This is a genomic window from Lentzea flava (assembly GCF_014648475.1).
GTDB lineage: Bacteria > Actinomycetota > Actinomycetes > Mycobacteriales > Pseudonocardiaceae > Lentzea > Lentzea flava.
Genome location: NZ_BMRE01000001.1, coordinates 618346 through 642261 on the forward strand (window position 1 = coordinate 618346; position 23916 = coordinate 642261).

Annotated in this window: 26 protein-coding genes; 12 read left to right on the top strand and 14 right to left on the bottom strand. The window is 71.0% G+C overall.

From position 1 onward, the window contains the following. Positions 1-52: 52 nt before the first annotated feature. Positions 53-598, bottom strand: a complete 546-nt coding sequence (locus IEZ09_RS03015; RefSeq protein ID WP_189251933.1) for a hypothetical protein — start codon at positions 596-598, stop codon at positions 53-55. 115 nt (positions 599-713) lie between these two features. Here IEZ09_RS03015 and IEZ09_RS03020 point away from each other — a divergent pair, with 115 nt between their 5' ends. Both IEZ09_RS03020 and IEZ09_RS03025 read left to right on the top strand, forming a co-directional pair. After that, positions 714-1331 (top strand): TetR/AcrR family transcriptional regulator, encoded by a 618-nt coding sequence (locus IEZ09_RS03020; protein ID WP_189251934.1) that lies wholly within the window; start codon positions 714-716, stop codon positions 1329-1331. A 59-nt stretch (positions 1332-1390) separates the two neighbouring features. Further along, positions 1391-4120 carry an AfsR/SARP family transcriptional regulator gene (locus IEZ09_RS03025; RefSeq protein WP_229812227.1) on the top strand — a complete coding sequence of 910 codons (2730 nt, stop codon included), beginning with the start codon at positions 1391-1393 and terminating at the stop codon, positions 4118-4120. Here the strand turns inward: IEZ09_RS03025 and IEZ09_RS03030 are convergent. The 3 genes from IEZ09_RS03030 to IEZ09_RS03040 all read right to left on the bottom strand — a co-directional run bounded on the left by IEZ09_RS03030 (position 4087) and on the right by IEZ09_RS03040 (position 6810). Then, positions 4087-4605 (bottom strand): hypothetical protein, encoded by a 519-nt coding sequence (locus tag IEZ09_RS03030; protein WP_229812200.1) that lies wholly within the window; start codon positions 4603-4605, stop codon positions 4087-4089. The two genes, IEZ09_RS03025 and IEZ09_RS03030, sit on opposite strands and share 34 nt — an antisense overlap. A gap of 89 nt (positions 4606-4694) precedes the next feature. Continuing rightward, on the bottom strand, positions 4695-5270 hold the full coding sequence (locus IEZ09_RS03035) for an SMI1/KNR4 family protein (protein ID WP_229812201.1): 576 nt from the start codon (positions 5268-5270) through the stop codon (positions 4695-4697). Positions 5271-5337: 67 nt separating this feature from the next. Beyond that, complete coding sequence (locus IEZ09_RS03040; protein WP_189251936.1) at positions 5338-6810, bottom strand: hypothetical protein; 1473 nt, start codon at positions 6808-6810, stop codon at positions 5338-5340. Between the two features lie 404 nt (positions 6811-7214). On the opposite strand from IEZ09_RS03040, the gene IEZ09_RS03045 reads away from it, so the two are divergent. The 4 genes from IEZ09_RS03045 to IEZ09_RS03060 all read left to right on the top strand — a co-directional run bounded on the left by IEZ09_RS03045 (position 7215) and on the right by IEZ09_RS03060 (position 9638). Then, complete coding sequence (locus IEZ09_RS03045; RefSeq protein ID WP_189251937.1) at positions 7215-7718, top strand: methyltransferase family protein; 504 nt, start codon at positions 7215-7217, stop codon at positions 7716-7718. Positions 7719-7884: 166 nt separating this feature from the next. Further along, positions 7885-8547, top strand: coding sequence for an RNA polymerase sigma factor (locus IEZ09_RS03050; RefSeq protein WP_189251938.1), 663 nt, complete (start codon positions 7885-7887; stop codon positions 8545-8547). A 34-nt stretch (positions 8548-8581) separates the two neighbouring features. Then, on the top strand, positions 8582-9235 hold the full coding sequence (locus IEZ09_RS03055) for a hypothetical protein (RefSeq protein ID WP_189251939.1): 654 nt from the start codon (positions 8582-8584) through the stop codon (positions 9233-9235). 133 nt (positions 9236-9368) lie between these two features. Further along, positions 9369-9638: a hypothetical protein gene (locus IEZ09_RS03060; protein WP_189251940.1), complete on the top strand. Its 270-nt coding sequence runs from the start codon at positions 9369-9371 to the stop codon at positions 9636-9638. On the opposite strand, the gene IEZ09_RS03065 is transcribed toward IEZ09_RS03060, so the two are convergent. Together IEZ09_RS03065 and IEZ09_RS03070 are read right to left on the bottom strand one after the other, a co-directional pair. Next, positions 9611-11152 carry a helix-turn-helix domain-containing protein gene (locus IEZ09_RS03065; protein WP_189251941.1) on the bottom strand — a complete coding sequence of 514 codons (1542 nt, stop codon included), beginning with the start codon at positions 11150-11152 and terminating at the stop codon, positions 9611-9613. The genes IEZ09_RS03060 and IEZ09_RS03065 overlap by 28 nt on opposite strands. A gap of 12 nt (positions 11153-11164) precedes the next feature. After that, positions 11165-12253 (bottom strand): AAA family ATPase, encoded by a 1089-nt coding sequence (locus IEZ09_RS03070; protein WP_189251942.1) that lies wholly within the window; start codon positions 12251-12253, stop codon positions 11165-11167. 200 nt (positions 12254-12453) lie between these two features. Between IEZ09_RS03070 and IEZ09_RS03075 the strand changes: the two genes are divergently transcribed. Then, complete coding sequence (locus tag IEZ09_RS03075; protein WP_189251943.1) at positions 12454-14028, top strand: S8 family peptidase; 1575 nt, start codon at positions 12454-12456, stop codon at positions 14026-14028. Positions 14029-14057: 29 nt separating this feature from the next. Continuing rightward, positions 14058-15812 (top strand): trypsin-like serine protease, encoded by a 1755-nt coding sequence (locus tag IEZ09_RS03080; RefSeq protein ID WP_189251944.1) that lies wholly within the window; start codon positions 14058-14060, stop codon positions 15810-15812. A gap of 46 nt (positions 15813-15858) precedes the next feature. Here the strand turns inward: IEZ09_RS03080 and IEZ09_RS03085 are convergent, their stop codons facing one another. After that, on the bottom strand, positions 15859-16872 hold the full coding sequence (locus IEZ09_RS03085) for a LacI family DNA-binding transcriptional regulator (RefSeq protein WP_229812202.1): 1014 nt from the start codon (positions 16870-16872) through the stop codon (positions 15859-15861). A gap of 136 nt (positions 16873-17008) precedes the next feature. Between IEZ09_RS03085 and IEZ09_RS03090 the strand changes: the two genes are divergently transcribed. Further along, complete coding sequence (locus tag IEZ09_RS03090) at positions 17009-18808, top strand: ricin-type beta-trefoil lectin domain protein (protein ID WP_189251946.1); 1800 nt, start codon at positions 17009-17011, stop codon at positions 18806-18808. Between the two features lie 36 nt (positions 18809-18844). Next, positions 18845-18973 (top strand): hypothetical protein, encoded by a 129-nt coding sequence (locus IEZ09_RS47380; protein WP_268247594.1) that lies wholly within the window; start codon positions 18845-18847, stop codon positions 18971-18973. Here IEZ09_RS47380 and IEZ09_RS03095 read toward each other — a convergent pair whose 3' ends face one another. Continuing rightward, the gene (locus tag IEZ09_RS03095; RefSeq protein WP_189251947.1) at positions 18974-19459 is read right to left on the bottom strand and encodes a DUF2231 domain-containing protein; all 486 of its coding nucleotides are present in this window, start codon (positions 19457-19459) and stop codon (positions 18974-18976) included. It lies immediately after the preceding gene. A 66-nt stretch (positions 19460-19525) separates the two neighbouring features. Here IEZ09_RS03095 and IEZ09_RS03100 point away from each other — a divergent pair, with 66 nt between their 5' ends. Further along, a complete protein-coding gene (locus tag IEZ09_RS03100) occupies positions 19526-19843 on the top strand; it encodes a hypothetical protein (RefSeq protein ID WP_189251948.1) in 318 nt (105 codons plus the stop codon). After that, positions 19840-19998: a hypothetical protein gene (locus IEZ09_RS03105; protein WP_189251949.1), complete on the top strand. Its 159-nt coding sequence runs from the start codon at positions 19840-19842 to the stop codon at positions 19996-19998. The genes IEZ09_RS03100 and IEZ09_RS03105 overlap by 4 nt, the downstream gene beginning before the upstream one ends. 1 nt (position 19999) lies before the next feature. Here IEZ09_RS03105 and IEZ09_RS03110 read toward each other — a convergent pair whose 3' ends face one another. From IEZ09_RS03110 to IEZ09_RS03135, 6 genes are all read right to left on the bottom strand, one after another. Continuing rightward, positions 20000-20821, bottom strand: a complete 822-nt coding sequence (locus tag IEZ09_RS03110) for a carbohydrate ABC transporter permease (RefSeq protein WP_189251950.1) — start codon at positions 20819-20821, stop codon at positions 20000-20002. Then, positions 20818-21714, bottom strand: a complete 897-nt coding sequence (locus IEZ09_RS03115) for a carbohydrate ABC transporter permease (RefSeq protein WP_189251951.1) — start codon at positions 21712-21714, stop codon at positions 20818-20820. Before IEZ09_RS03115 ends, IEZ09_RS03110 begins: the two co-directional genes overlap by 4 nt. Continuing rightward, positions 21714-23030: an extracellular solute-binding protein gene (locus IEZ09_RS03120; protein ID WP_189251952.1), complete on the bottom strand. Its 1317-nt coding sequence runs from the start codon at positions 23028-23030 to the stop codon at positions 21714-21716. The genes IEZ09_RS03115 and IEZ09_RS03120 overlap by 1 nt, the downstream gene beginning before the upstream one ends. After that, positions 23027-23305: a hypothetical protein gene (locus tag IEZ09_RS03125; RefSeq protein WP_189251953.1), complete on the bottom strand. Its 279-nt coding sequence runs from the start codon at positions 23303-23305 to the stop codon at positions 23027-23029. The genes IEZ09_RS03120 and IEZ09_RS03125 overlap by 4 nt, the downstream gene beginning before the upstream one ends. 69 nt (positions 23306-23374) lie before the next feature. Continuing rightward, positions 23375-23659, bottom strand: a complete 285-nt coding sequence (locus IEZ09_RS03130; protein ID WP_189251954.1) for a hypothetical protein — start codon at positions 23657-23659, stop codon at positions 23375-23377. 3 nt (positions 23660-23662) lie between these two features. Continuing rightward, a complete protein-coding gene (locus IEZ09_RS03135; RefSeq protein WP_189251955.1) occupies positions 23663-23914 on the bottom strand; it encodes a hypothetical protein in 252 nt (83 codons plus the stop codon). Between the last annotated feature and the right edge of the window lie 2 nt (positions 23915-23916).

The following is a 23916-nucleotide window of genomic DNA, read 5'->3' on the forward strand; positions in this document are numbered from 1 at the left end:
CGGGCTGAGATCGCCGTGCCCGCGGCGATCTCAGCCCGGACAAGGCAGCGGCTCAGGCTGTGACACGTCCCAGGCGCAATGCGGAGACCAGGAAGAAGATGCCGCCGATGGTCGCGTAGCCGGCGAGGTTGGCGAACGACGCACCCTCCGCGGACGCCATCGCGATGAACGACGACCCGGCCAGCACGGAGATGCCGCCGCTGAGGATCATCGGCCACTGCCCGCCCATCCCGCGCCGGCTCACGCCCACGAACAGCTGCACCAGCCCGGAGACGATCGCCCAGGCACCCCACACCCGCAGCACCGCGGGCACCCCCGACGCGCCGGCCACGGCCAGGCCGGCCGCCGCGAGCAGGCTGATCGCGATGTTCAGGTACAACCCGCGAACCGGACCGGTGGCGCGGGACGAGCGAGCGTCCACGACGGCGGCGGCCACGTCGAACAACGGGTACAGCACCAGCAGGGCGACGCTGACCGGCCCGAGCTCCGACCTGGTCACGAAGAGCAGGGCGGCCCAGACGACGGCGAACCCGAACCGGACGAAGTACAGCCTGCGCAGTGCGGACGCGGTCGGGGCGGAAGAGGCAACGGCGGTCATGGAGATCCTTTCGACGACGTCCAGCCAAAGAGACCGAACGTTCTACCTCATTCCACCCTGACGGCCGGGTGCCGATTCGTCAAGACCGAACGTTCTATCCGCTAGAGTCGGCGCCATGGCGCGCACCCAGCAGACGGGCCGGCCGTCCGAGGCGCGGACCCGGTTGCTCAACACGGCCCTCAAGATCTTCTACGCCGAGGGCATCCACTCCGTCGGCATAGATCGCATCGTCGAGGAGGCGCAGGTCACGAGAGCGACCCTGTACCGGCACTTCCTGGGCAAGGAGGAGCTCGTCGTCGCCTACCTGAACGAGGCCGACGCGGCCATGCGCGCGCAGGCGGAGCAGGCCGCCGCCCGCGGCCACTCCCCCGCCGACACCGTGCGGGAGCTGAGCCGGGCCATCGCCGGGGGCATCCGGTCACCGGAGTTCCGGGGATGCGCTTTCCTCAACGCCGCCGCGGAGTACCCGGATCCCGAGCACCCGGTGCACCGGGCCGTGCTCGCCCACCGCGAGTGGTTCCAGACCACCGTCACCGAGCTGTTCACCCAGATCCGGGCAGCGTCCGCCGAGCCGGCCGCACGGCACTTCGTGATGCTGCGCGACGGCGCCATGGCGTCCGGCTGCCTGTCCGACGCGGAGGTCGTCTGCGAGACGTTCCTGCGTGGCGTCGAAGGTCTGCTGCAGGCGCAGATCGCACCGGAAACAGCGGAAACCGGCACGAGAGCGGGGTAGCCGCCACTATCCTGCCGCGCTGAGGCCCGACGATCGGAGGAGCCATCAGCGCGTTGAGCGTGCGGGTGCTGGGCCCGCTCGAGGTCTGGCGGGGCGACCGCGCGGAAAGCCTCGGTGGCGTCAAGCAGCGGGCGCTGCTCGCACACCTCGCGCTGCATGCGAACACCGGTGTGTCGCTCAACCAGCTCGTCGAGGCGCTGTGGCCGGTGTCCCGGCCGCGGTCGGTCGTGTCGAACGTCCGCACGTACGTCTGGCGGTTGCGGCAGGTCCTCGACGATCACCTGCGCACCCACGGCACCGGCTACGTGCTGGCCGTGTCGCCGCAGGAGCTCGACGCGTTGTTGTTCGACGAGCTGGTCGCCGACGCCCGCCGCAGGCCCGACGCCGCCCTGGAGTTGTTGCGCCAGGCCGAATCCCTGTGGCGCGGCCGTCCGCTGGAGGACCTGCCGGACCACGACGCGTGGACGCCCGCGATCGCCAGGCTGGAGGAGGCCCGGCTGGCGGCCACCGAGCACCGGCTCGCGTTGCAGGTGGAGCGGGGCGACAGTGCCGCCGCGATCCCCCAGCTGCGGGCGTTGCTGGCGGCGCACCCGTACCGCGAGAGCGTGTGCGGACAGCTCGTGATCGCGTTGCGGCAGGACAACAGACGTGCCGAGGCGCTGCAGGTCTACGCGGACATGCGCGCGCGGCTCGCCGACGAGCTCGGCCTGGAGCCGGGACCGGCGTTGCGGGACGCCCAGCTCGCGGTGCTGCGCGGTGAACCGGCTTCCGCGCCGATCAGGCAGTTGCCGCCGTCGGTGTCCGATTTCTGCGGCCGTGCCGGGGGAACCGAGGCGCTCGTGAGGGCGTTGCGGCGCGGTTCGGTGTCCGCTCCGGTGGCGGGTGTGACCGGGCCGCCCGGTGTCGGCAAGTCGACGCTCGCGATCCGGGTGGCGCACCTGGTCGGCGATCACTTCCCGGACGGTCAGCTGTACGTCGACCTCGGCGGCACGGCCGAGCAGCCGCGCGATGCGGGCGACGTGCTCACGGAACTGTTGCACGCCTTGGGAATCACCGGTGCCGGGTTGCCCTCGCAGCTCACCGCCCGTGCCGCGCTCTACCGTTCCCGCCTGGCCGGACGCCGGGTGCTCGTGGTGCTCGACGACGCCGCCTCGGTGAGCCAGGTCGTGCCGCTGCTGCCGGGTGACGCCGGGTGCGCGGTCCTGGTGACGAGCAGGCGCAGGCTGTCCGAACTGCCCGGCGCCCTGCAGGTGGAGCTGCGGCCGTTCGAGCCGGAGGAGGCCGCCGAGCTGCTCGCGAGCATCGCGGGTGAGGACCGGGTGAGCGCCCAGCCGGACGAGGCCGCGGCGATCGCGCTGGCGTGCGGACACCTTCCGCTCGCGATCCGGGTGGCCGGCGCACGGCTGGCGGGGCGCAGCGGGTGGTCGATGCAGGTGCTGCGCGAGCGGCTGGTCGACGAGTCGACCCGGTTGCGCGAGCTGAGCTCCGGTGAACTGGCGGTGCGCGCGAGTTTCGACCTCAGCATCCGGCAGCTCCCCGAGCAGGAGTTCCGCGCGTTCGTGCGGCTGGCGTTGCCGGGGCCGCACGACTTCCCCGGCTGGGTGGTCGACACGCTGCTCGACGAGCCGGGCAGCGAACACCTGCTCGACGGGCTGGTCGACGCCGGCCTGCTCGAGTCCTGCGGCGCCGACGGCATCGGCCAGCCCCGGTACCGGCTGCACGACCTCCTGCGCTGCCACGCCCTGGAGCTGGCCCGCTCGCTGCCCGACCGGCTGTCCACTGTGGAGCGGATGCTGCGGGCGTGGCTGTGGCTCGCGGTCACGGCGGCACGCCGGTTGCCGGTCACGTTCGGCACGACGATCGCCGACGTCGACCGCGTGGCGGCACCGGAACACCTGCTCGCCGAGCCGGTCGCGTGGTTCGAGGCGGAGCGGCGCACCTTGTGCGGGGCGGTCGACATCGCGGCGGCAGCGGGGTTCGACGAGCTCGCGTGGCAGCTCGCGGCGGCCTGCGTGCCGTTCTTCGACCTCCACAGCCACTACGAGGACTGGGCTCGGACGCACGCGCGGGCCCTGCCCTGTGTTCGCACGGCGGGCAACAGGGCGGGCGAGGCGGTGTTGCTGCGCGGCATCGCCCAGGTGCACATCTACCGCGACGAGTTCGCCGAGGCCGAGCGGGACATGCTTGCGGCGCGGGAACTCTACCGCGCGGTGGGCGATGAACGCGGCCAGGGAACCGCGATCGCCGGAGTCGGTGTGATCCACCGGCTGCGGGCGGAGTACGAGCGATCGATGGCCTGCTACACCGAGGCGTTGCGGCTGCTGGAGTCCGCGGGAGACCTGCACTCCGTCGCACACGTGCGAGCGTCGATCGGCGCGGTCCACGGCGCCCTCGGCTCGGTCGAACAGGCGCGGGAGTGGCTCACCGGTGCCCGGCAACTCGCCGCCGACCTCGGTGACACGCACCGGGAAGCGCTCGTGCTGGTCCGCCTCGCGACCCTCCACCGCAGCACGGGTGAACACGAGGCGGAGCTGGTCAGCGCGCGCCGGGCCGTGACGATCCTGATGGACCTCACCGACGAGCGGTGCACGGCGTTCGCCCAGGTCGAGCTCGCCGAGGCGCTGATCTCGAACGGTCACCCGCAGGCGGCACACGACCTGGTGGAACAAGCGCTGGAAACATATCGCCGCACCGGCAACAGGGAAGGCGAACCCGCCGCGCTGCGCACGTTGGCGCGCGCGGCGGGTGCACTGGATCAGTTGCTGTTGCCGTACTTCCAGCCGAGGTAGTTGCGGAAGTAGCCGAGCGAGCTGCCGTGGCCGATCTTGCCGCCGACGCTGGTCGACCAGAAGCCACCGGCGCCGTCGGCGATGCCCACGTGCCCGTACTGGCTGGTGTTCCAGAAGACGAACGCGCCCTTGGGCGGCGTGCCGGTGGTGTGGCGGGCACCGTCGGAGGACCGCCAGTGCTCGATCGCCGAGGCGTGGTGCGTCTGCCGGGCCCACGCGAGCCGCACCGCGCGCTCGCAGTAGCCCTCGTACGCGGTGCTGCCGCGGCGGTCGGACATCCACTTGATGGCGCCGGCCGCCGTCTGCTGGATGGTGATGTCGCCGTCGAGGGCGGGCGCGGTGGCCGTGTCCTCGAGCCACGGCTGCGCGATCTCGACGTCCTGGCTGAACGCCTCCGCGCCGGTCGCACCGGCCGGAGCGGCCGTGCTGATCAGCGCCGCGCCCAGCAGGCCGACGACCGCGGCCGTCATTTTCGTGAACCGCATGAAGATCCCCTTTTCACAAGAACTGCCCTGCTCTCGCAGCTTCTCGAGGGGACATCCACGGCCGATACATCGCCGATACACGGCGTCTGTCAGGGCCAGACGAGCGCTCCGCCCTCGGTGGGGACGGGTTCTTGTTCGAGCCGGTCGGCGATCTCGGCCAGCACGTCGGTCACGCTCGCCCAGTCCGACGGGAAGTAGCCCTCGTCGGCGGACCACCGCATGATCCAGCCGCGGTCCTCGCCGTCACGCAGGTCGACGCAGAGCAGGCCGCCCCCGCTGTCCCTGCACAGCGGAAGCAGCGCGGTGCAGTAGGGGAATCCCGTGTCACCGGCGGACTTCCGGTGCGCGCGGCCGGGGTCGCAGCAGTCCTGGTCCGGCAACTCCGCCTGCCTGCGGTACTCCTCCGCGGCGCGCCGCACGCCGAGCGGGACGTAGCCGTCAGGAACCAGGCGCCCGTCCCGGTTGCCGCCGAAGTCACGTTCGTCGTCGATGCCGTCCGTGATGGACCACCACTCCAGCACGTCCGCCGGGAAGTCCAGGCCCACCAGGCGTTGCAGAGCCTCGACGTCCCCGGCGGGTGCCGGTGGGCGGATCTCCCTGGCGGTGGCCGGTGCGTGCGACGACAACGCTGCCGTGATCCGCTGCCAGGACTGTTCCACGGTCACGCCGAACACCTTTCGTCGGGAGGGCGGGTGGTGCCCGGCTCGGCCGCCGGACACCACCCGGTCGATCCTAGGGAGTGATCGGAACCCAGAAGCGCTCCTGGTCGTTCGGGTCGAGCTCCTTGTTCCACTGCGGGTTCCAGCGGTCCACGTCGAGCAGCCGGTGCGTCTCGTAGAACGCGTTCAGGCGCCGGCCGGCCTCCTGGTTGTGGTCCCTGTTCACCCAGCGGACGGCGAACTCGTCCTTGTACTTGTTCGGGTCGATGATGCCTCCGGGATCACGCCAGCCCGCGGCGCCCTCGTAGGTCGTGGCGTACCCGTACTCGTCGCAGTCGTACGGGGCGGTCTCGTCGGGCAACGGGGCCGGCATGCCCGCCGCGCCGCAGGCTCGGTCCTTCACCCTGCGGTTCTGTTCGATGATCAGGTCGTGCCCCTTGGCGCGGGCGACGCGGTGGAAGCTGTCGGCGTGCAACGGGCTGCCGCCGAGGAGCTTCTTGCCGGCCTTGGCCGGCCAGGAAGCGCTCGGGTTCGCCCGTGACTCGTCGACGAACTTCGCGTGCCGCGCGATCTTCTGGTCGGTCTTCGAGTAGCCGATGCCCGGCACGGCGCGGTCGAAGATGCTGCCCTGCTTGTCCCACAGGTAGTCGGCGCTGTCGAACCGCAGCCCGCCTTCCCAGGTCTTCTTGCTGGCCGGGGTGTTCGGGCCGGGGAAGTCGAACTCGTACTCGAAGTGGAAGACGCCCTGGGCGATCTGCTCGCCCCACCTCGGGTCGGGACGCTGACCGTCGGAGAGCAGCTGGTAGCGCGCCACCGGGTCCAGCTCCCACCCGATGAAGCTCTTCTCGTGGCTCTCCAGGTCGTCGTTGGGATAGCACGCGTCGTCGTCATCGAGGTCGATGTCACGCCGGTACCGGCCCGCGCACTCGATGGTGATCTCCATGTCGCTGCGCGGGTCGAGGAAGATGCCGTTCGGTTCGAGGACCTCGGCGGTGAAGTCGAAGTCCGCGTACCGGGTCGTGGCGCTGCCGGGCTGCGGGCCGATCTTGCCGTAGCCGATGATGGTGGCGCGGATGGTGGCCGTGCTGACCAGTCCGGTGCTGACGTCGTCGTACGTGATCACGAACAGGTGCCGCTGACAGTAGGAGAACCTGTTCTTGATCCAGCCGATCTGCGTCGGCGCACTGTTGTTGCCCTGACATTGGGCGTAGTCGATGTAACGGTAGGGGTCCTGCGGCTTGCGGCCGCCGTCGAATTCCGCGCTGTCCACCGTGTAGCCGGGATCCTCGGTTTCGGCCGTCCTCGGGATCGACCTGGCGGCGTTGTCGGGATCCGGTTTGATTCCCAACGCGTCCAGATTGCCGTCCCTCTTCAGCGTTTCGGTCACCTTCTCCGGGTGGTTCACCAGGTCCGGACCGGTGATCAGGTAGGTCCGCACCTGCGGAGCGGGCTCCACCGGCTGGCCGTACGCCGGTGCCACCCCACCCACGAGCGCTGTCACGGCGACGGCCGCGAACGCGGCGCGCCGCCATCCACGCAGTCTCATCCAATTCCCCCAAAAATTGCACGACTCACTACGAATTCGGTCGCGACTCCCCCGATGAAGGCAACACCGAAAACACCCGCTGATCAGACAGAACCGCTGCAGCCCCAATGCAGCAGGTGCACGCGAGTGAAAGTGCCGAACAGTCTCGCCTCATTGCCCCCAACGGCCGAGATCCAGCCCGACCTGTCTATCGAAAATCAGCCGGACATGTCAAGCGTGAATTGATGCCCAACGCATTTGGCGAGAACATTGCTCCAATGAGACCAAATTCCATGCGCGCAGGCATGTCGTCTCCGGCACCGTGACCATCGCGGCCGGAGCCGATAGCCCGACCAGGTGAATCCGGCCGGGAAGACGTGGCGCAGAGCTACCTGCGGTGGTTCGCGTGGGTAAGGGTGTACGCCATGGAGAGGCGACAGGCGGCACTCGGCTCCGCGGCGTTCTTCGTACTGGCGCCCGGTGGCGTCGCCGGGCTCGTCCCGTGGCTGCTGACCCGGTGGCGGGTGGAGGAGCCGCTGCCGTTCTGGTTACCGCTGCGGGTGCTCGGCGCACTCCTGCTGCTCGCCGGGCTCGCGGTGCTGATCTCGTCGTTCGCCCGGTTCGCCGCGGAGGGGCTGGGCACGCCCGCGCCCGTCGCGCCGCCGGATCGCCTTGTGGTGGGCGGGTTCTACCGGTACGTCCGCAACCCGATGTACCTCGCCGTGCTGTCGTTGATCGTCGGGCAGGCGCTCGTGCTGGGGCAGCTGGTCCTGTTCGCCTACGCCGCCGTGGTGACGGCCGCGTTCACGGCGATGGTGCACTGGCACGAGGAACCCGCCCTGCACCGGCAGTTCGGCGATCAGTACGACACGTACCGGGCCGCGGTTCCCGGCTGGCTTCCCCGGCTGCGGCCGTGGGTGTCCAGTTAGGACCTCGGCAGGCGTGGCAACCAAAGAAGGCGCTACCCTGAACGGACGCATCGCGGCAGGGTCGACCGGCGCAGCCCGTTGAGCCCAACGGCAGGTCGTCAACGCTCCGTTAGTCCACATCGGGCTCGATGACAAGGACTTGGCACGAAGCTGACCTTCGTTCAAGATGCCGCGCGTGCAGAGTGCGGCGGGCTTCGGCGACAGCGGCGAGATCTCCGGTGTCGTGTGGTCGCCGCGACGGTCGAGCGCGGGAAAGTCCATTGCGGACACCGGTGCCGAGGAGGCGCTGACCGCGGCGCGACGGGGTGACGAGGCCGCTTTCCGCGCCCTCTACCGCGACGTTCAGCCGAAGCTGTTGCGCTATCTCCAGGTGCTGGTGGGAGCGGACGCGGAGGACGTGGCGTCGGACGCCTGGCTGCAGATCGCGCGGGACCTGGGATCGTTCCGCGGCGACGTCGACGGGTTCCGCGGCTGGGCGACGACGATCGCCCGCAACCGCGCGATGGACCACCTGCGCCGTCAGCAGCGGCGGCCGGTCGTGCACGGGACCGTCGAGGACGTGGCCGAGCCCGCGGGGCCGGAGGACACCGCCCAGGCCGCGGTCGACTCCGTGGCCACCGACGCGGCACTCGCGTTGATCGCCGGGCTGCCGAGGGACCAGGCGGAGGCCGTGCTGCTGCGGGTGGTCGTCGGCCTGGACGCGAAGGCCGCCGCCAAGGTGCTCGGCAAGCGGCCGGGAGCCGTCAGGACCGCCGCGCACCGCGGCCTGCGCACCCTCGCCGCACACCTCGAAGCAACGCCTCCACCAGGGCAAACACCACAGGAGTGACAAAAAACGAGGCCCTGACGCTGAAGGACGTGAGATGAGCGACCACCGATTCCGCCGCATCAGCCGGCGCACCGCGGAGCGACTGCTGCGCGACGCGCACGGCCGGACGCGGGCCACCGGACACGAGCGCCTGAGCGACCTGCTCGCGGCGGCGTCCGCCCCGGCCCGCGATCGCGAGCTGGCCGGTGAGCAGGCCGCCGTGGTGGCGTTCCGCGACGCTCGTCTCGCGACCGCCCCTCAGCGACGGAGACCCCGGATGCTCAAGATCGCCCTGGCGAACGTGCTGACAGTGAAGATCGCCGCCGTCGCGGCAGCCGCCGCCGGCGGCATCGCACTGGCCGCCGCCGCGGGAACGCTGCCAGGCCAACGGCACGAGGAACCCGCGCCCGCCGCGGACACGAACGTCGTCGCCACGACGTCCGTCACGACGAAGGACAAGCCGAACTCCCCGGACAAGAAGCCGGACAACAGCGCCTCTCCCTCGCCTTCGTTGAAGGGACTGTGCCAGGCCTACACGGCGGGCGCCGGATCCGAACACGGCAAGGCGCACGAGAACCCCGCGTTCAGCGCCCTGATCACGGCAGCGGGCGGCGCCGACAAGGTGCCCGCCTTCTGCGCCGGCCAGCTCGACGACAAGCCGGGCAAGTCCGACCACTCCCCGGGAAAGCCCACCAAGACGGAGCGCTGACGCGCACCGGAAACGTCCGGCGACCCGTTTGCTCCCACTCTCCCTCACCGGGTCGCCCATTCCGGGACGGGCGGCGGCCTGCCCCACACGCCGCCGCTCGTCCACCCCTTCGCCGCCACGCAGGAGGAGAGTTTTGTCCGAGGACGCCTGTCCCCACATCGTCTCAGCCGGCAGCTACCTGCTCGAGATGCTCACGCCGGAGGAAACCGCGGAGTTCCGGCTGCACAGCAGCCAGTGCGTGCACTGCCAGCGGGAAATCGTGGCACTGCTGCCGGGAGCCATGTTCCTGCAGGAACTCAGAGCCGACATCCTCTCGACGAACCAGCGCCGGTGCACCGACCGTCCGCTGCTGTCCACCGTCGTCTCCCGCGAACCTCACTGGGTGCCCGGCTGCCGCGCGTGACGAACGCGCAGCGCGACCTCGCGGCGCGACTTGACGCCCAGCTTGCGCAGCACGCTCGCGACGTGGTGTTCGACCGTGCGGCACGACAGCAGCAACGTGTCGGCGATTTCCTGGTTGGACCTGTCCCGGGACAGCAGATCGGCCACGTCGCGCTCACGGGGTGAGAGGACGCGCGGACCGTCACGGCGCCACCGGCGGGTGTGGGTGGCGATGCCGTGGGTGCGCAGCAGCAGGCGTCCCCTGTTGGCGTCACGGGTCGCGCCGAGCTCGTCGTACTGCGCGATGACGTCGAGCAAGGTGTCCGCGGCGGCGGGGTCGCCCAGGTGAAGGCGGGCCCGGACGGTGTTCTCGGCGTGGCCGGCCGCGAGGTACGGCGCGCCGATGCGGGCCGCGTGTTGGCGGGCCCGGTCCCAATGGTCCAGCGCGCGTTCGTGTGCTCCTTCCGCCGCGCACACCGCGGCGGTGGCCGCGTGGCTCGCGACGATCAGCGCCGGGGCGTCGAGGTGGGCCGCGACGGCGGCGAGTTCGCAGGCGAGGTCGTAGGCCTCGGTGCGTCGTCCCGCCCGCAACCAGGCCGGCACGACCGCGGGCACGACGTCGGTCGCCCACGCCCAGTTCTCCTTGCGGCGGAAGAGATCGGCGGCACGGTCGGCGGTCACCTCCGCCGCCGCGAGGTCGTCTCGGTCGAGTGAGGACCGGATCCGGCACGCACAGGCGGCGAGCACCACGGGAGTCACCGCCTCCTCCGGTGTGTCCACACCGGTGCGGGGGAACCAGGTCTCGGCCGTCGCCCACTCCCCCGCGGCCACGGCCAGCCGCGCTCGCACCAGGGCGGCCTCCGCCGCGTCCGGCAGCGTGTCCAGCCGCGCCTCCGCCCGTTCGGCGAGGCCGGTCCACCTGCCCGTGCACCAGTCCAGGAGCAGCTCGAGCCCGACGCCCGCGTTCTCGTGCGACAGCGTCCGGGCGGTGCGGAGATGGGCACGCGCCCGGCCTGGGTGGCCCGCGGAGCACAACGCGCGTGCGACCGTCAGGTGCGCGTCGGCCAGGCGGGGCCCGCCGGGAGAGCGGCGCACCAGCTCCGGCAGCTCGTGGTCGGCGGTGTGCACCAGGGTCGCCCTCACCGCGGCGAGCAGCGCGGGGTCGTCGCTCACGCGAAGCGCCTTCTCGGCCCACTCCCGGTGGTCGGCGACGGGCCGCGTACCCAGCGAGGGATCGGCCAGCACCGCCATCGCGCGTGCCGCTCGTGCCTCGCCCAGATCCGCCACGGCGAGTGCGAGTTCGGTCTGCCCCGCCACCACACTTCCGGGGCGGCGCACCAGCATCGTGCCGAGAGCGAGCCGTGCCTCGCCACGGGCCTCCGCGCCAAGACGGTCGTCCCGCACCAGGTCCGCCAGCCTGTCAGGAGACCGGTGCGGCACGCGCGCGTACTGGATCGCGGCGCGGTCGCGGACGTCCGGCGGCAGCGCGGGTTCGTCCAGGACCGCGGTCAGGGCGGAGGCCGAACCCGAGGCCACGGCGTAGGTCAGCTAGTCGGAGAACTTCCCCGCCGCACGGGCGTGTTCGGCGAGCCGGGCCGCAGGCTGCTCGGGCTCGGCGCGCAACACCCGCAGCGCGCGGGCGTGCGCACGCCGGAGGACCGGAGCCGCGAGCTGGTCGCGCACACATCGCCGGACCGCACCCGGTTCGACGCTGTAGCGGCCGATCCCCGACTCCACCAACAACCCGCTCCGCACGGCTGCGGCGACGACGTCCGTCGCGACGATCCCCGCGGCACGTCCGAGAACGTTCGCCGCAACCGGCACACCGATCACCGCGGCGGTCTCGACCAGAGCGCGGGCAGGAGCGTCCAGTGCTGCCAGGAGGCGAGCCGTGTCCCGCCGCACCGAGTCCGGTGGCTCGACGACCGCGACGTCGTCCTCACCGGTCCGCACCAGTCCCAATACCGTTCCGACGACCAGATCGGGCCTTCCGCCGGTGTGAGCGGGCAGCTCCGCCAGCACGCGCTCGGCCAGACCCGGCACGATCGCCAGCGCCAGCTCCCGGACCGCCCGACGATCCAAAGTGGACAGTGTGATGACGTGTTCGCCCGGCAGTCCGGCCGGCTCACCCCGGCAACTCACCACGACGGACAACCGGTCGACCGGATGAGCCGCCAGATACGCCAGCAGGCACCGGGTTTCGTCGTCGGCCCACTGCACGTCCTCCACCACCAGCACGGCCGGTGTCAACGCCTCCAGCAGATCGCGCACAGCGCGGAACAGGCGATGGCGTTCGGCAGCGGGGTCCGGCAGCGCAGGCAGCGCCTCCGGCAGCCACGCGGCCAGTTCCGGCAGGTACGCGGAGAGCGCACCGGTCACCGGACTCGGCACCGTCCGCAGTGGGCCGCACCCGCGCACGGCCTCGAAAACCGGGCCGCGGGGAAACCCGCTGCCGGGCAGGCACACGCCGCGCAGCACACGACGCGTCCGCACCTGCCGGTCGGCGAGGATCTCGGCCACCAACCGGCTCTTGCCGATCCCCGCCGGTCCGGCGACGCACAGCACCGAGGGTGGTGCCACCACAACGCACACGCCCTCGGCCAGCTCCGCCGCCCGCCCCACGAGCCCAGTCGTCATGCGACCGACGCTAGGTGATTCGCGCGTCCGTTCCCGGCGCGCGAAAAAGTTGGGGGCCGGTACCCAATTCAGCACGGATGGTTGCGCGCGAACCAACGGACAAGGTGCCCCCAGACGGCTGCTCGATCCACATCCCTGCCCCGCGGCCGTCTCGCCCCACGAGCTGTGCGCCGTGTGGCGGTGGTGAATGGAGCACATCGATGGGTTCGAGCACTTCAGTCCGGCTGGCGGTGCTGGGCGCGTTCGCGTCCGCCGCGCTCGTGGCCACCCTGCCGGCCGCGGTCGCGGCGCCACCGGAGGCGCCGGTGCGCGGCGCGGGAGCACCCGGCGCGATCAAGGACAGCTACATCGTCGTTCTCAAGGAGGACACTCTCCGCGCGCAGCAGGTCGACGCGACCGCCTCCGAGCTCGCCGCGAAGTACGGTGCGCGGCGGAAGCTCACCTACACCGCGTCGATCCGCGGCTTCTCGGCGACGATGCCGGAGCAGCAGGCCAAACGCCTCGCGGCCGACCCGAAGGTCGCCTACGTCGAGCAGGACGGCGTCGCGCACGGGTTCGGTGAGCAGGCCAACCCGCCGTCGTGGGGCCTCGACCGGGTCGACCAGCAGTCCCTGCCGCTGGACAAGAAGTACGCGTACCCCAACGACGGCAGTGGCGCGACCGTCTACGTCGTCGACAGCGGTGTGACCAGCCACCCGGACTTCAGCGGGCGGCTGACGTCGGGCAGGGACTTCATCGACAACGACAACGACGCCTCGGACTGCAACGGCCACGGCACGCACGTCGCGGGCACCGTCGGCGGGACGAGCCACGGCGTGGCCAAGAAGGTGAAGCTCGTCGCGGTGCGCGTGCTGGGCTGCGACAACTCCGGCGCGTGGTCGGCGGTCATCGGCGGCTTCGACTGGGTGGCGCAGAACGCGGGCGCCAACTCGGTCGCCACGGCGAGTCTCGGCGGCAGCGCCAACACCTCCGTCGACGACGCCGTCAACCGCGTGCTGGCCAAGGGCATCACGACGACGCTCGCTGCGGGCAACTCCGGCCAGGACGCCTGCGGCACCAGCCCGGCCCGCGTGTCCGGCGCGATCACCGTCGGCGCGAGTGACGACCAGGACCGCCGTGCGACGTTCCCGAACGGCAGCCTGTCGAACCACGGCTCGTGCCTCGACCTGTTCGCACCCGGCAACTACATCGTCTCCACCAGCAAGAACGGTGGTTCGCAGACGATGAGCGGCACGTCGATGGCGACGCCGCACGTGGCGGGGGCGGCGGCGATCCTGCTGACCGCGAAGCCGGGCAGCAGCCCGGCGCAGGTGTCGTCCGCGATCACCGGCGCCGCGGTGACCGGCAAGATCACCAACCCCGGCAGCGGGTCGCCGAACAAGCTGCTCAACGTCACCGGTCTCGCCGGTGGTCCGCAGCCCGGTGAGTGCACCGCTCCCGCCAACACCACCCCACTGTCCATTCCGGACGCCGGTGCCGCCGTCGAGTCGCCGATCACCGTCAGCGGCTGCACCGGCAACGCCTCGGCCACCACGTCCGTCAAGGTCGACATCACCCACCCCTACACCGCCGACCTCGCGATCGATCTGGTCGCGCCCGACGGCTCGGTGTACTCGCTGAAGAAGCCCGGTGGCGTCGGCGAGTCCGGCGGGGTGCACGCGACCTACACCGCCGACGCCTCCAGCGAGGCGAAGAACGGCACCTGGAAGCTGCGGGTGACCGACGTCTACCGCTACGACTCCGGCTCGCTGACCTCCTGGTCGCTCGCCCTGTGACCGCGCGATCCACTGTGGAAGGACGGAAGATGTTGAGAAGCAAGCTGATCGCGGTGGTCACGACGGCGCTGGCGGTGACCGCGGCGACCGTCGCCGCCGCGGCGCCCGCCCGTGACCCCGGCAACTCCTACGCGGACAACTCCATCTCCACCTGGGACGGTGCCACCGGGCAGATCTACCGGGGCCAGGACGCCACCGTCGCCGAGTACCCCGCGGTGATCGCGAACCTGCGCTCGGAGGGCAGCAGGCCCAAGGGCCAGTCCTGCACCGGCGCGGTGATCGGCCGCAGGCACATCCTCACGGCGGCGCACTGCCACGACCTGGCAGGCGTGAAGACCTCGTTGTACGGCCTGGACGACCTCGTGGCCGGCACCGGCACGACGCTCACGACCAAGTCGTACGTCAAGCACCCCCGATACGTCAACTGGGACCAGGGCTACGACGTCGCCGTGATCACCACCAACGAGGACATCCCGCTGGCGCCGGACAAGTGGGCGAAGTACGCGACCTCCGCCGACGCCGGGATCTGGAAGGTCGGCGACACCGGCCGCAGCTACGGCTACGGCAAGAAGACCCACGACGACGTCCCCGCCGACGTGTCGCTGGACAAGCAGGACTTCCCGATCGTCGACGGCGAACGCGAGTGCCAGGGCGTCGGGGCGGGCTACAAACTCGCCACGATGATCTGCGCCGGGTACCCGGACGGCCGCACCACCATCCTGCAGGGCGACAGCGGCGGCCCGTTCGTGGTCGGCGGCAAGATCGTCGGCGTGGCGTCCTGGAGCCGGTCGGACTTCCGCTGGTACGGCGTCTTCGCCCGGCTGGACAACGACATGGGCGACTGGGTCAGGCAGCAGGTCGGCGACCCGCAGCCCGCCGAGTTCGGTGTCAGCGTCGACCCGTCTTCGCTGCGGGTCGGCACCGGTGCCGCGGGTTCCGTCGCGGTGAAGACCACGGCGGGAGCCACCGTCGAGGACGTCGCGCTGTCCGTCGCGGGACTCCCGAGCGGGGTGGAGGCGACGTTCCAACCGGCGACGGTGAAGTCCGGCGAAGGGGCCAAGCTGTCGCTGACCGTGGCCTCCGGCACCCCGGACGGCACGCATCAGCTGACGGTGACCGGGAAATCGGCGTCCGGAGTGTCCAAACAGGCCACTTTGACACTCACGATCGGTGCCGGCAACCCCGGTTCCGACTTCGGCATCGGCCTCAGCCCGGCCACCCTGACGGTCACCCCTGGCGGCTACGCCTCCACCACCGTCACCACACAGGTGGTCGGCTCCCCCGCCGACGTCTCGTTGAGCGCCAGCGGGTTGCCGTCCGGAGCGCAGGCGGTGTTCCAGCCCTCCTCGGTGACCTCCGGTGGCACCGCGAAGCTGACGATCACCACGGCGTCGAGCACGCCGGCGGGCACGTACCCGGTGAAGATCACCGGCACGTCCGGGTCCGTCACCAGGGACACGACCCTCTCGCTGACCGTCGGCGGTGGGCAGCCGGGTGGCCTGACCGTGGCGCTGTCGCCATCGTCGGCCGCCATCGGCAGGGGTGGAGCGGTGTTCCCGTCGATCACGGTCACGGGAGCCGCCGGCCCGGTCACGCTCAGCGCGTCCGGTCAGCCGGCCGGTGTCACCGTCACGTTCCTGCCCGCGACGGTGAACCCGGGCCAGACGGCGCTGGCCCACATCACCACGTCGTTCTCGACAGCGCCGGGCACCTACCGGATCAAGATCACCGCCAGCGGTGACGGCAGGTCCGGCAGCGCGGAGTTCGTCCTCACCATCACCTGACCCAACCGAGGAGCCGGGTGGGAGCACTCCCACCCGGCTCCCCGCGTCAGGCCGTCTTCTGGCCGATCGCGGCGGTGGACTCCCTGACCACGAGCGTCGTCGCCAGCTCCATGTGCAACGCCTCCGGCTGATGGCCGGCCAGCACGCGCATCAGCTGCGTGACGGCGATCCTTCCCATCTCCTGCAACGGTTGCCGCACCGTCGTCAGCGGTGGATCGGTGGCCTCGGCGACGTCGATGTCGTCGAACCCGGCGACCGACAGGTCCTCCGGCACCCGCAGACCGCGCTCCCGTGCCGCCTGCAACGTGCCGACCGCGACCTTGTCGTTGAAGCAGACGATCGCGGTCGGACGGGGTGAGAGGTCGAGCAGCTCGGCCGCCGCGCGCTTGCCGTGAGCGGTCGTGGGTTCGACGTGCCGCAACCGGTCCGCGGTCAGCAGGACGCCCGCCTTCGCGAGAGCCGCGCGGTGGCCGGCCAGCCGGGCGTCGCCCGCCAGCCACTCCTCCGGTCCCGCGATCACGCCGATGTCGCGGTGCCCGAGACCGATCAGGTGGTCCGCGACCGCCCGCGCCCCCGACGAGTGCGCGGCCGACACCGCGGCGATGTCGGGTGGCGGAGGGGTGCGCGGATCGACCACGACGAACGGGAAGCCGGCCTGGGACAACGCGACCAGGTCGTCGCCCTCCTCCGGCGGCAGGATCAGGATCGCCGCGTCCACGTCGTCCTGGCCGGGCAGGCCACGCAGCGCGTCGGTGTGCTGGCCGGACTCGCCCGCGTCCAGCAGCAGGCGCAGGCCGTGCAGCTTCACCGTCTCCGCGATCGAGGAGACGATCAGGCCGAAGTAGTCGGTGAGCACGTACGGGCACCGCACGTAGACGGTCCTCGTGGGCGCCTCCTGCCTGCGCCGCTCCACGGCCTGAAGAACCAGGTCACGGGTCCGCGGCGCCACGTTGACGTGGTCGTTCAGCACGCGGGAGACGGTCGCCACCGAGACACCGGTGTCCGCGGCGATGTCACGCAGACTCGCGCGCTGTTTCACGGTCCCGATCTTGCGTTGCACGAGGTCAATGTACCGGAACTCGCTGCAGGCATTGACGTGCGCGACGCCTCGATGTTTCATCCTGAAACGATATGTTTCAGGATGATGAAATCCTGTTGCAGACGGGCGCCCAAACCCTGCAAGGAGCGCTATGTCAATGACGACACAACGTTGGCGCGGGATCGCGGTCGTCTCGGCCGTCGTGATGGCGGGTCTCACCACCCCTTCGGCGACGGCGGCGACGAACGCGAGTGTGTGGCTCACGACCGCGGACCGCTCGAACCTGTTGCGGCAGCAGGCGGACGTGACGTTCGGATCCGGCGGCAGCGGTCCGACGATCACCGTGAACCCGAACTCGACCTACCAGTCCATGGTCGGCTTCGGCGCGTCGTTCACCGACTCGGCCGCCTGGAACGTCTTCAACTCGCCGCGCAAAGACGAGATCATGAACCAGCTGTTCGGCAGGAACGGCGGCATCGGCCTGAGCTTCCTGCGCCAGCCCATCGGCTCGACCGACTTCTCCCGCAGCTTCTACACCTACGACGACGGCGCCGCGGACCCGACTCTGTCGCGGTTCTCCATCGCGCACGACGACGCCTACATCCTGCCGTTGATCCGCCAGGCGAAGTCGCTGAACCCGCAGCTGACGATCATGGCCACGCCGTGGAGCGCGCCGGCGTGGATGAAGAACAACAACAGCCTCGTCCAGGGGTCGCTGAACGACAGCCAGATCGGGGTGTACGCCGACTACCTGGTCAAGTTCACGCAGGCCTACCAGGCGGCCGGCGCGCCGATCGACTACCTGAGCGTGCAGAACGAGCCGAACTTCGAGCCGCTGGGCTATCCCGGCATGCGAATGTCCGCGCAGCAGCAGGTGAACGTCATCAACAACCTGGTGCCGAAGCTGCGCGCCGCCGGGCAGAACGCACGCGTGCTCGGCTATGACCACAACTGGGACGACACCAACTACGCCCAGGTCGTGAACAACGGCGCGGGCAACAACGTCGCCGGTTCGGCGTGGCACTGCTACGGCGGCAACCCGAGTGGACAGTCGGTCGTCCACAACGCCCAGCCCACCAAGGAGATCTTCTTCACCGAGTGCTCCGGCACGTCGTCGGGCAACGACGCGGCGACGTTCCGCGACACGTTGCGCTGGCAGGGCATCAACCTCGCGATCGGCGCCACCCGCAACTGGGCCCGCACCGTCGCGATCTGGAACTTGGCCCTGGACGCCGGCCACGGCCCGGTCATCGGCAGCTGCACCAACTGCATGGGTGTCGTGACGACGAACGGCAGCAACGTCACCTACAACGCCGAGTACTACGTCCTCGGGCACCTGTCGAAGTTCGTGCAGCCCGGCGCGGTCCGCATCGACTCGACCGGCTACGGCGAGGGCGGCATCCAGAACGTCGCCTTCCGCAACCCGGACGGCCGGATCGTGCTGGTGGCCCTCAACTCCGGTGGCACGCAGGCCTTCCGCGTCTCCTACAGCGGCCAGACGTTCGGCTACACCCTGCCCGCCGGTGCGATGGCCACGTTCAGCTGGCCCGGCTCGCTCGACCCCGGTCAGCCCGGCAGGACCGGCGCCATCACGGGCCTCGGCGGCAAGTGCCTCGACGTCACGGACGGCTCGACGGTCAACGGCACCCGGCCGCAGATGTGGACGTGCTACCCCGGCCCCAACCAGACGTGGACGCTCGCGGCCGACGGAACCGTGCGCGGGCTCGGCAAGTGCCTGGACGTGACCGGGAACGGCACGGCGGACGGCACACCGGTCCAGCTCTGGGATTGCTTCGGCGGCGGCAACCAGCGCTGGACGGCGACCAACGGCACGTTGGTGAACGTGGGCAGCAACAGGTGCCTCGACGTGATCGGCAACAACACGGCCGATGGCGCGAGACTGCAGATCTGGTCCTGCACCGGCGGGGCCAACCAGAGGTGGACGGTTCCGGCGTAGTGCTTCGCGGTCGTGCCGTCCGGGTAACCGGGCGGCATGACCGATCCGTTGAACCCCGAAGCACCGCACTCGCCCGGCACGCCCAGCCTCGACGACCTCGAGACCGAGGAACCCCAGGTGCCGCAGCGGGACACCGATGACGAGGCGAGTGAGCCTCCGGACTGATCAGCTCCGTGACGGCGCCAGCGAGCTGGACGCGTCGGGGTGAGCCCCTTCGTCCACGCTGATGCCGAGCCGTTCGACGAGTTCGCCGCCGAGCCAGCCGCCGAGGCCGCCCGCGAGGACGCCCAGCCAGGCCGCGACGAGCGCGGGCCAGGTGGGGGTCCAGTCGGTCTCGGCGAGGCGCAGCGTCCAGCTCACCGCGAACAACACCAGCACCACCGCGTTCACCAACCCGTGCAGGAGGCCGATGCGGCGGGCGCGCGTGCCCCGCGGGGTGACGAGGAACCAGTCCAGCCAGCCGGTGGCGGCGGTGACCACGCCCATCAGCACGCCGGCGGCGACGAGGTGGGCCGCGGTGAACGCGAAGCTGTCGCGTTCGGTGATCAGGTACAGCACGTCGAAGCCGACCGACGTGGTCAGCAGGCCGAGCGGGAACACGATGAGGATCGGGTGAACGGCGTGGCCCGCGGCACGGACACGACTGCGCATGAGGTGCTCCTCTCCGAGTACAGCTGCCGGAGGCGTACCCGGCGGCGCACCGGATACCCCTCCGGCATGGACACCGAGGAACTGCGGCGATTCGTTCTCGCGCGGCTGGCGGAGGACGAGGAGCGCCTGGCGGAGGAGAAACTGCCGCTGCTCGACGAGGCCGAGGGCAGGGGCAGGCTGCGGATCATCCGTTCGGACGACGGATCCGGGCTGCTCCTGCTGCCGGGGCCGATCCAGGCGGCGACGGAACGGGTGCCGGTGCCGTTCCCCGAGAAGTTCCCCTTGCTGCGGACCGAGGTCGAGCAGACCAGGGACGAGGCGCTGCTGCGGCTGCTGGCCGCCGCCTACGACACCCACCACGACTGGCAGGAGGAGTGGCGATGACGACGCCGCAACCCGACCGCGACACCGCCGAGAGCGAGCTGGAGGACGCCGACATCGGCTCCGAGCACACCCGGCCGACCTACGCCGACGAGAATCCGGGCGGCCCGCACCGGGGACCCGACGAGTCCGAGCCCGACGACGAGGGCGGCCTTTAGGTCACTCCTCGACCCGTTGCGTCACGACGCCGCGCACGAAGTACCGCTGTGCCACCAGGAACAGCAGGATCATCGGCACGGTGGCGACGACGCTCGCCGCCATCACGAGCTCCCACTGCGCCTCACCGCCCTGCCCGAACCTGTCGAGCACCGCCTTCAGCCCGCGCGGCAACGTGTACAGCTCGGGTTCGCGCAGGTAGATCAGCGGCCGGATGAGGTCCGTCCAGGCGGCCTTGAGCTCGAACACGAACACCACGATCAGGCCAGGCCTCGCCAGCGGCAGCGCGATCGAGGCGAACTGCCGCCACGGCCCGGCGCCGTCGACCCGTGCCGCGTCGAAGACCTCCGCCGGCAGGCCGAGGAAGAACTGGCGCAGCAGGAAGACGTAGAACGCCGAGCCGAAGAGATTGCCCGCCCACAACGGGATCTGCGTCGTCGCGAGCCCCACCGCGTGCCATTCCAGGTAGACCGGCACCATCGTCACCGCGGCGGGCAGCATCATCGTGGCGAGCACGAGTCCGAAGAGGACGGTCCGGCCGCGGAACCGGAACCGCGCGAAGCCGAACGCCACGACCGCGCTCGACACGGTCGCGGCGACCGCGGCGGCGACACCGACGGCCACGCTGTTGCCCACCCACGCGAGCAGTGGCACGGCCCGCCAGACCTCGGTGTAGTTCTGCGGGCTCACCGGTGCCGGAAGCAGGGCGTTGTCGAAGACGTGCGACCGGTCCTTCAGCGACGCGCTGACCAGCCACCAGAACGGGTACGCGAACAGCACGCCGACCGCGACGAGGGCGAGCAGGACCGGTGCACGGCGGGTCATGACCGGTCCTCGTACTGCACGTAGTCACGGGACAACCGCACCTGCAGCGCGGTGATCGCGGCGATGACGAGGAACAGCACCCACGCCAGCGCGGACGCGTAGCCCATCCGCAGCGAGCCGAACGCCTCCTGGAACAGGTAGATCACGTAGAACAGCGCCGCGTCGCCCTCCGCGGGCGTGGACGGGCGGGCGCCGAAGAACATCGTGTACGCCTCGGTGAACACCTGCAGCGACGCGATGGTGTTGACGATCAGCGTGAAGTACACGGTGCCGCTGATGCCGGGCAGCGTGACGTGCCAGAACTGCCGCCACGGCGAGGCACCGTCCAGCCGCGCCGCCTCGTACCGCTCGCCCGGCACCCTGGTCAGCGCCGCGAGGTAGAGCACGGCGGTGCTGCCGACCGTCCAGAGGCTCATCAGCACCAGGCCGGGTTTGATCCACGCGGGGTCGGTCGTCCACTGCGGCCCGGTGAACCCGAACCAGCCCAGCATCGCGTTGATCGCGCCGTTCTGGCCGTTGAGCAGCAACAGGAACAACGCGGCGAGCGCGACCGGCGGGGTCATGGTCGGCAGGAACAGCACGGTGCGGAAGAACCCGGCGGACCGTCCGGCGCGGCGCAGCAGCGAGGCCAGGCCGAGCGCGAGCACGATCAGCAGCGGGACGTGCAGCAGTGTGAAGAACACGGTGTTCCACAACGCTTTCGCGGCACGTTCGTCCTGCAGGATCTCGCGGTAGTTGGTCAGTCCGGCGGGCCGCGCGGGCCTGAGCAGGTCGTAGTGCGTGAACGACAGGCCCAGGCTGTAGAGCATCGGACCGGCCGTGAGCAGCAGGAATCCGACGACCCACGGCAGCACGAACAGCCAGCCGGCCCGTGCCTCGCGCGCGCTCACCATCAGCGGCCTCCCACGCGGGTGATCGCCCGGTCCGCCTCGCGCTGCGCCTGCGCCATCGACTCCTCCGGGCGCTGCTGGCCGAGCAGCACCCTGGTGACCGCCGACTCCCACGAGCGGACCAGATCACTCGCCGCGGGGTTCGGCGGTAGCGCGAAGGCCTTGTCCTGCACGGACTGCACGACCCGCACGCCCTGTTCGAGCACGCGGATCCCGCGGGGGTCGTACACCTCGCTGAAGATCTTCTCGTCGGCGGCGCGGTTCGCGGTGAACGTGCCGCTGTAGGGCTTGCCCTTCTTGGCGAGCGCGTCGCGGCGTGCCTTCGCCGCCGTGGCCCAGGTGTCGGCGGCTGTCATCGTCGCGATGAACTCACAGGCCAGGTCCGGGTGCCGGGCGCCCTGCGGGATGGCCCACGCCTGCCCTCCCGCCTCCGTGAGCGGGGCGCCCTGCCGGTCGGTGAAGGGCACGACCGTGACGTCCGCGTCCGGCGAGTTGGCCGCGATCGTGTTGACGTACCAGGAGTCCATCGCCATCGCGGCGACCTGCCCGGTGACGAACTCGTTGTTCGCGCCGAAGGAGTCGAAGGTGTCCCGGAACGCCTTGAACGACGCCCAGCCGCCCTGGGCGCGCACCAGATCGGTGGTGTACCGGACGGCCTCGACCACGCGCGGGTCGTCCAGGTGCGGTTCGTCGCCGACCAGGTCGGCGCCGTTCGCCCTGGCCCACAGCGCGACGAACTCGGGCACGCGCGGGTCGAACCCGATCCGCGCGATCTTGCCGTTCTCCGTGCGCGCCAGCTTCGCCGTCGTCTCGGCGAGGCGCTGCCAGTCCGTTGTGGACAGTGCGGCCGGATCGACGCCCGCCTCGCGCAGCACGGGGTTGTTCAGGATGAGCACGCGGACGCTGAAGAAGTCGGGCACGCCGTAGACCGTGCCCGCGTAGGTGACCTGCCGGACCGCCGCCTCGCGGAACGTGTTCAGGTCGACGTGCTGCCGTCGCAGGCACGGTCCGAGGTCCTGCACCGCTCCCCTGGCCGCGTAACCGCCGAGCTTGCGCCGGTCCGCGTACACGAGGTCCGGCGGGTCGCCCGCCGCCACCGCCGAGAGGAACTGCTGCTCGTCCAGCACGCCCTCGTTGACGCGGAGGTCGACCTCGGGATGGCGTGCCCTGAACACCCCGACCCGTGCGGTGGCGTGTTCGTCCGGCAGGCCGAATCCCGTGGTGACCAACGTGTTGGGCCGATCGGCGACGCTCGGGCCGAGGCCTCCGCATCCCGCGCACACCGCCATGATCAGGAGTGCGACCAGGCACCGGCTCATGCGCGTGCGGGGACCACAGCCCTGCGGCCGGGCAGGAACCCGCGCGCGGCGGTGAGCAACGTGCGTGCCTCCATCAGCTCGCCGTATTCGAGGTGTTCGTCGGCGGCCGCGATGTGCGCCAACGCCTGCCGGGGCGCGTCAGGTGCGTCCATCACCGCCCTGGTGAGGCGCTTGCGGGCCTGCTCGGCCTGCAGGGCGAGGTCCGCGCCGGTGGTGGTGCGGATGAGCACGAGAGCGTCGCAGATCGCCTGGTCGAGAGAGTCGTGCCGCACCATGATCGCCGCCTTCTTGGACAGTCGGGGGTTGCGGCGCCGACTGCTTGACGCCGATCCCGGCTACCCACCTCACCGACCGCCCAAACGATCCGCGCGCCGCCGTGCACGCGGCCGGGTGGCCGCCGAGCACCGGCGGCACAGCGCGATCACCGGTGCGTCCGCGGTGCCGTTGAGCCACACCGCGTCGACCCACAGCACGTGGGGAAACCGGCCGAGCCGCGCCCGGCTGAGCGGCACACCGCACAGCGTCTGGTTCTGGCGCGGCCACCAGGCGTGAACGTCGCCCGACGGCATGCGGGTGCCCTCGTCGTCGTGCCAGCTGCTCGACGCGGCAACCGAGGGCGTGCCTGTCACGCGTCAGCCTCCCCGGTTGTCCTCGGCCGCGGCGAGCGACGCGGCCGCCTCGTCAAGATCCCGCTCGGTCACCGGCAGTCCGCCGACGCGCTCCAGCAGCTCGTCCCGCGTCACCACGGGCACGGCGCCGCGCAACGCCGCCGTGGCGAGCTCGTCGCGGCCCGCCACCACGTAGCTGCCGGCGACGAGCACCAGCGTCGCTTCCGGCCGGGTCGACCGGAGCAGCAGTTTCAGGTCTTCCGCCCGCACGGACACAG

Bases quoted from the DNA above. Each gene is read 5' to 3' on its own strand.
- IEZ09_RS03075 (WP_189251943.1), top strand. From the start codon at position 12,454: ATGGGTTCGAGCACTTCAGTCCGGCTGGCGGTGCTGGGCGCGTTCGCG.
- IEZ09_RS03045 (WP_189251937.1), top strand. From the start codon at position 7,215: ATGGAGAGGCGACAGGCGGCACTCGGCTCCGCGGCGTTCTTCGTACTG.
- IEZ09_RS03020 (WP_189251934.1), top strand. From the start codon at position 714: ATGGCGCGCACCCAGCAGACGGGCCGGCCGTCCGAGGCGCGGACCCGG.
- IEZ09_RS03080 (WP_189251944.1), top strand. From the start codon at position 14,058: ATGTTGAGAAGCAAGCTGATCGCGGTGGTCACGACGGCGCTGGCGGTG.
- IEZ09_RS47380 (WP_268247594.1), top strand. From the start codon at position 18,845: ATGACCGATCCGTTGAACCCCGAAGCACCGCACTCGCCCGGCACGCCC.
- IEZ09_RS03040 (WP_189251936.1), bottom strand. From the start codon at position 6,810: ATGAGACTGCGTGGATGGCGGCGCGCCGCGTTCGCGGCCGTCGCCGTG.
- IEZ09_RS03110 (WP_189251950.1), bottom strand. From the start codon at position 20,821: ATGACCCGCCGTGCACCGGTCCTGCTCGCCCTCGTCGCGGTCGGCGTG.
- IEZ09_RS03015 (WP_189251933.1), bottom strand. From the start codon at position 598: ATGACCGCCGTTGCCTCTTCCGCCCCGACCGCGTCCGCACTGCGCAGG.
- IEZ09_RS03030 (WP_229812200.1), bottom strand. From the start codon at position 4,605: ATGCGGTTCACGAAAATGACGGCCGCGGTCGTCGGCCTGCTGGGCGCG.
- IEZ09_RS03125 (WP_189251953.1), bottom strand. From the start codon at position 23,305: ATGGTGCGGCACGACTCTCTCGACCAGGCGATCTGCGACGCTCTCGTG.
- IEZ09_RS03095 (WP_189251947.1), bottom strand. From the start codon at position 19,459: ATGCGCAGTCGTGTCCGTGCCGCGGGCCACGCCGTTCACCCGATCCTC.
- IEZ09_RS03120 (WP_189251952.1), bottom strand. From the start codon at position 23,030: ATGAGCCGGTGCCTGGTCGCACTCCTGATCATGGCGGTGTGCGCGGGA.
- IEZ09_RS03100 (WP_189251948.1), top strand. From the start codon at position 19,526: ATGGACACCGAGGAACTGCGGCGATTCGTTCTCGCGCGGCTGGCGGAG.
- IEZ09_RS03055 (WP_189251939.1), top strand. From the start codon at position 8,582: ATGAGCGACCACCGATTCCGCCGCATCAGCCGGCGCACCGCGGAGCGA.
- IEZ09_RS03070 (WP_189251942.1), bottom strand. From the start codon at position 12,253: ATGACGACTGGGCTCGTGGGGCGGGCGGCGGAGCTGGCCGAGGGCGTG.
- IEZ09_RS03115 (WP_189251951.1), bottom strand. From the start codon at position 21,714: ATGGTGAGCGCGCGCGAGGCACGGGCCGGCTGGCTGTTCGTGCTGCCG.
- IEZ09_RS03105 (WP_189251949.1), top strand. From the start codon at position 19,840: ATGACGACGCCGCAACCCGACCGCGACACCGCCGAGAGCGAGCTGGAG.
- IEZ09_RS03090 (WP_189251946.1), top strand. From the start codon at position 17,009: ATGACGACACAACGTTGGCGCGGGATCGCGGTCGTCTCGGCCGTCGTG.
- IEZ09_RS03050 (WP_189251938.1), top strand. From the start codon at position 7,885: ATGCCGCGCGTGCAGAGTGCGGCGGGCTTCGGCGACAGCGGCGAGATC.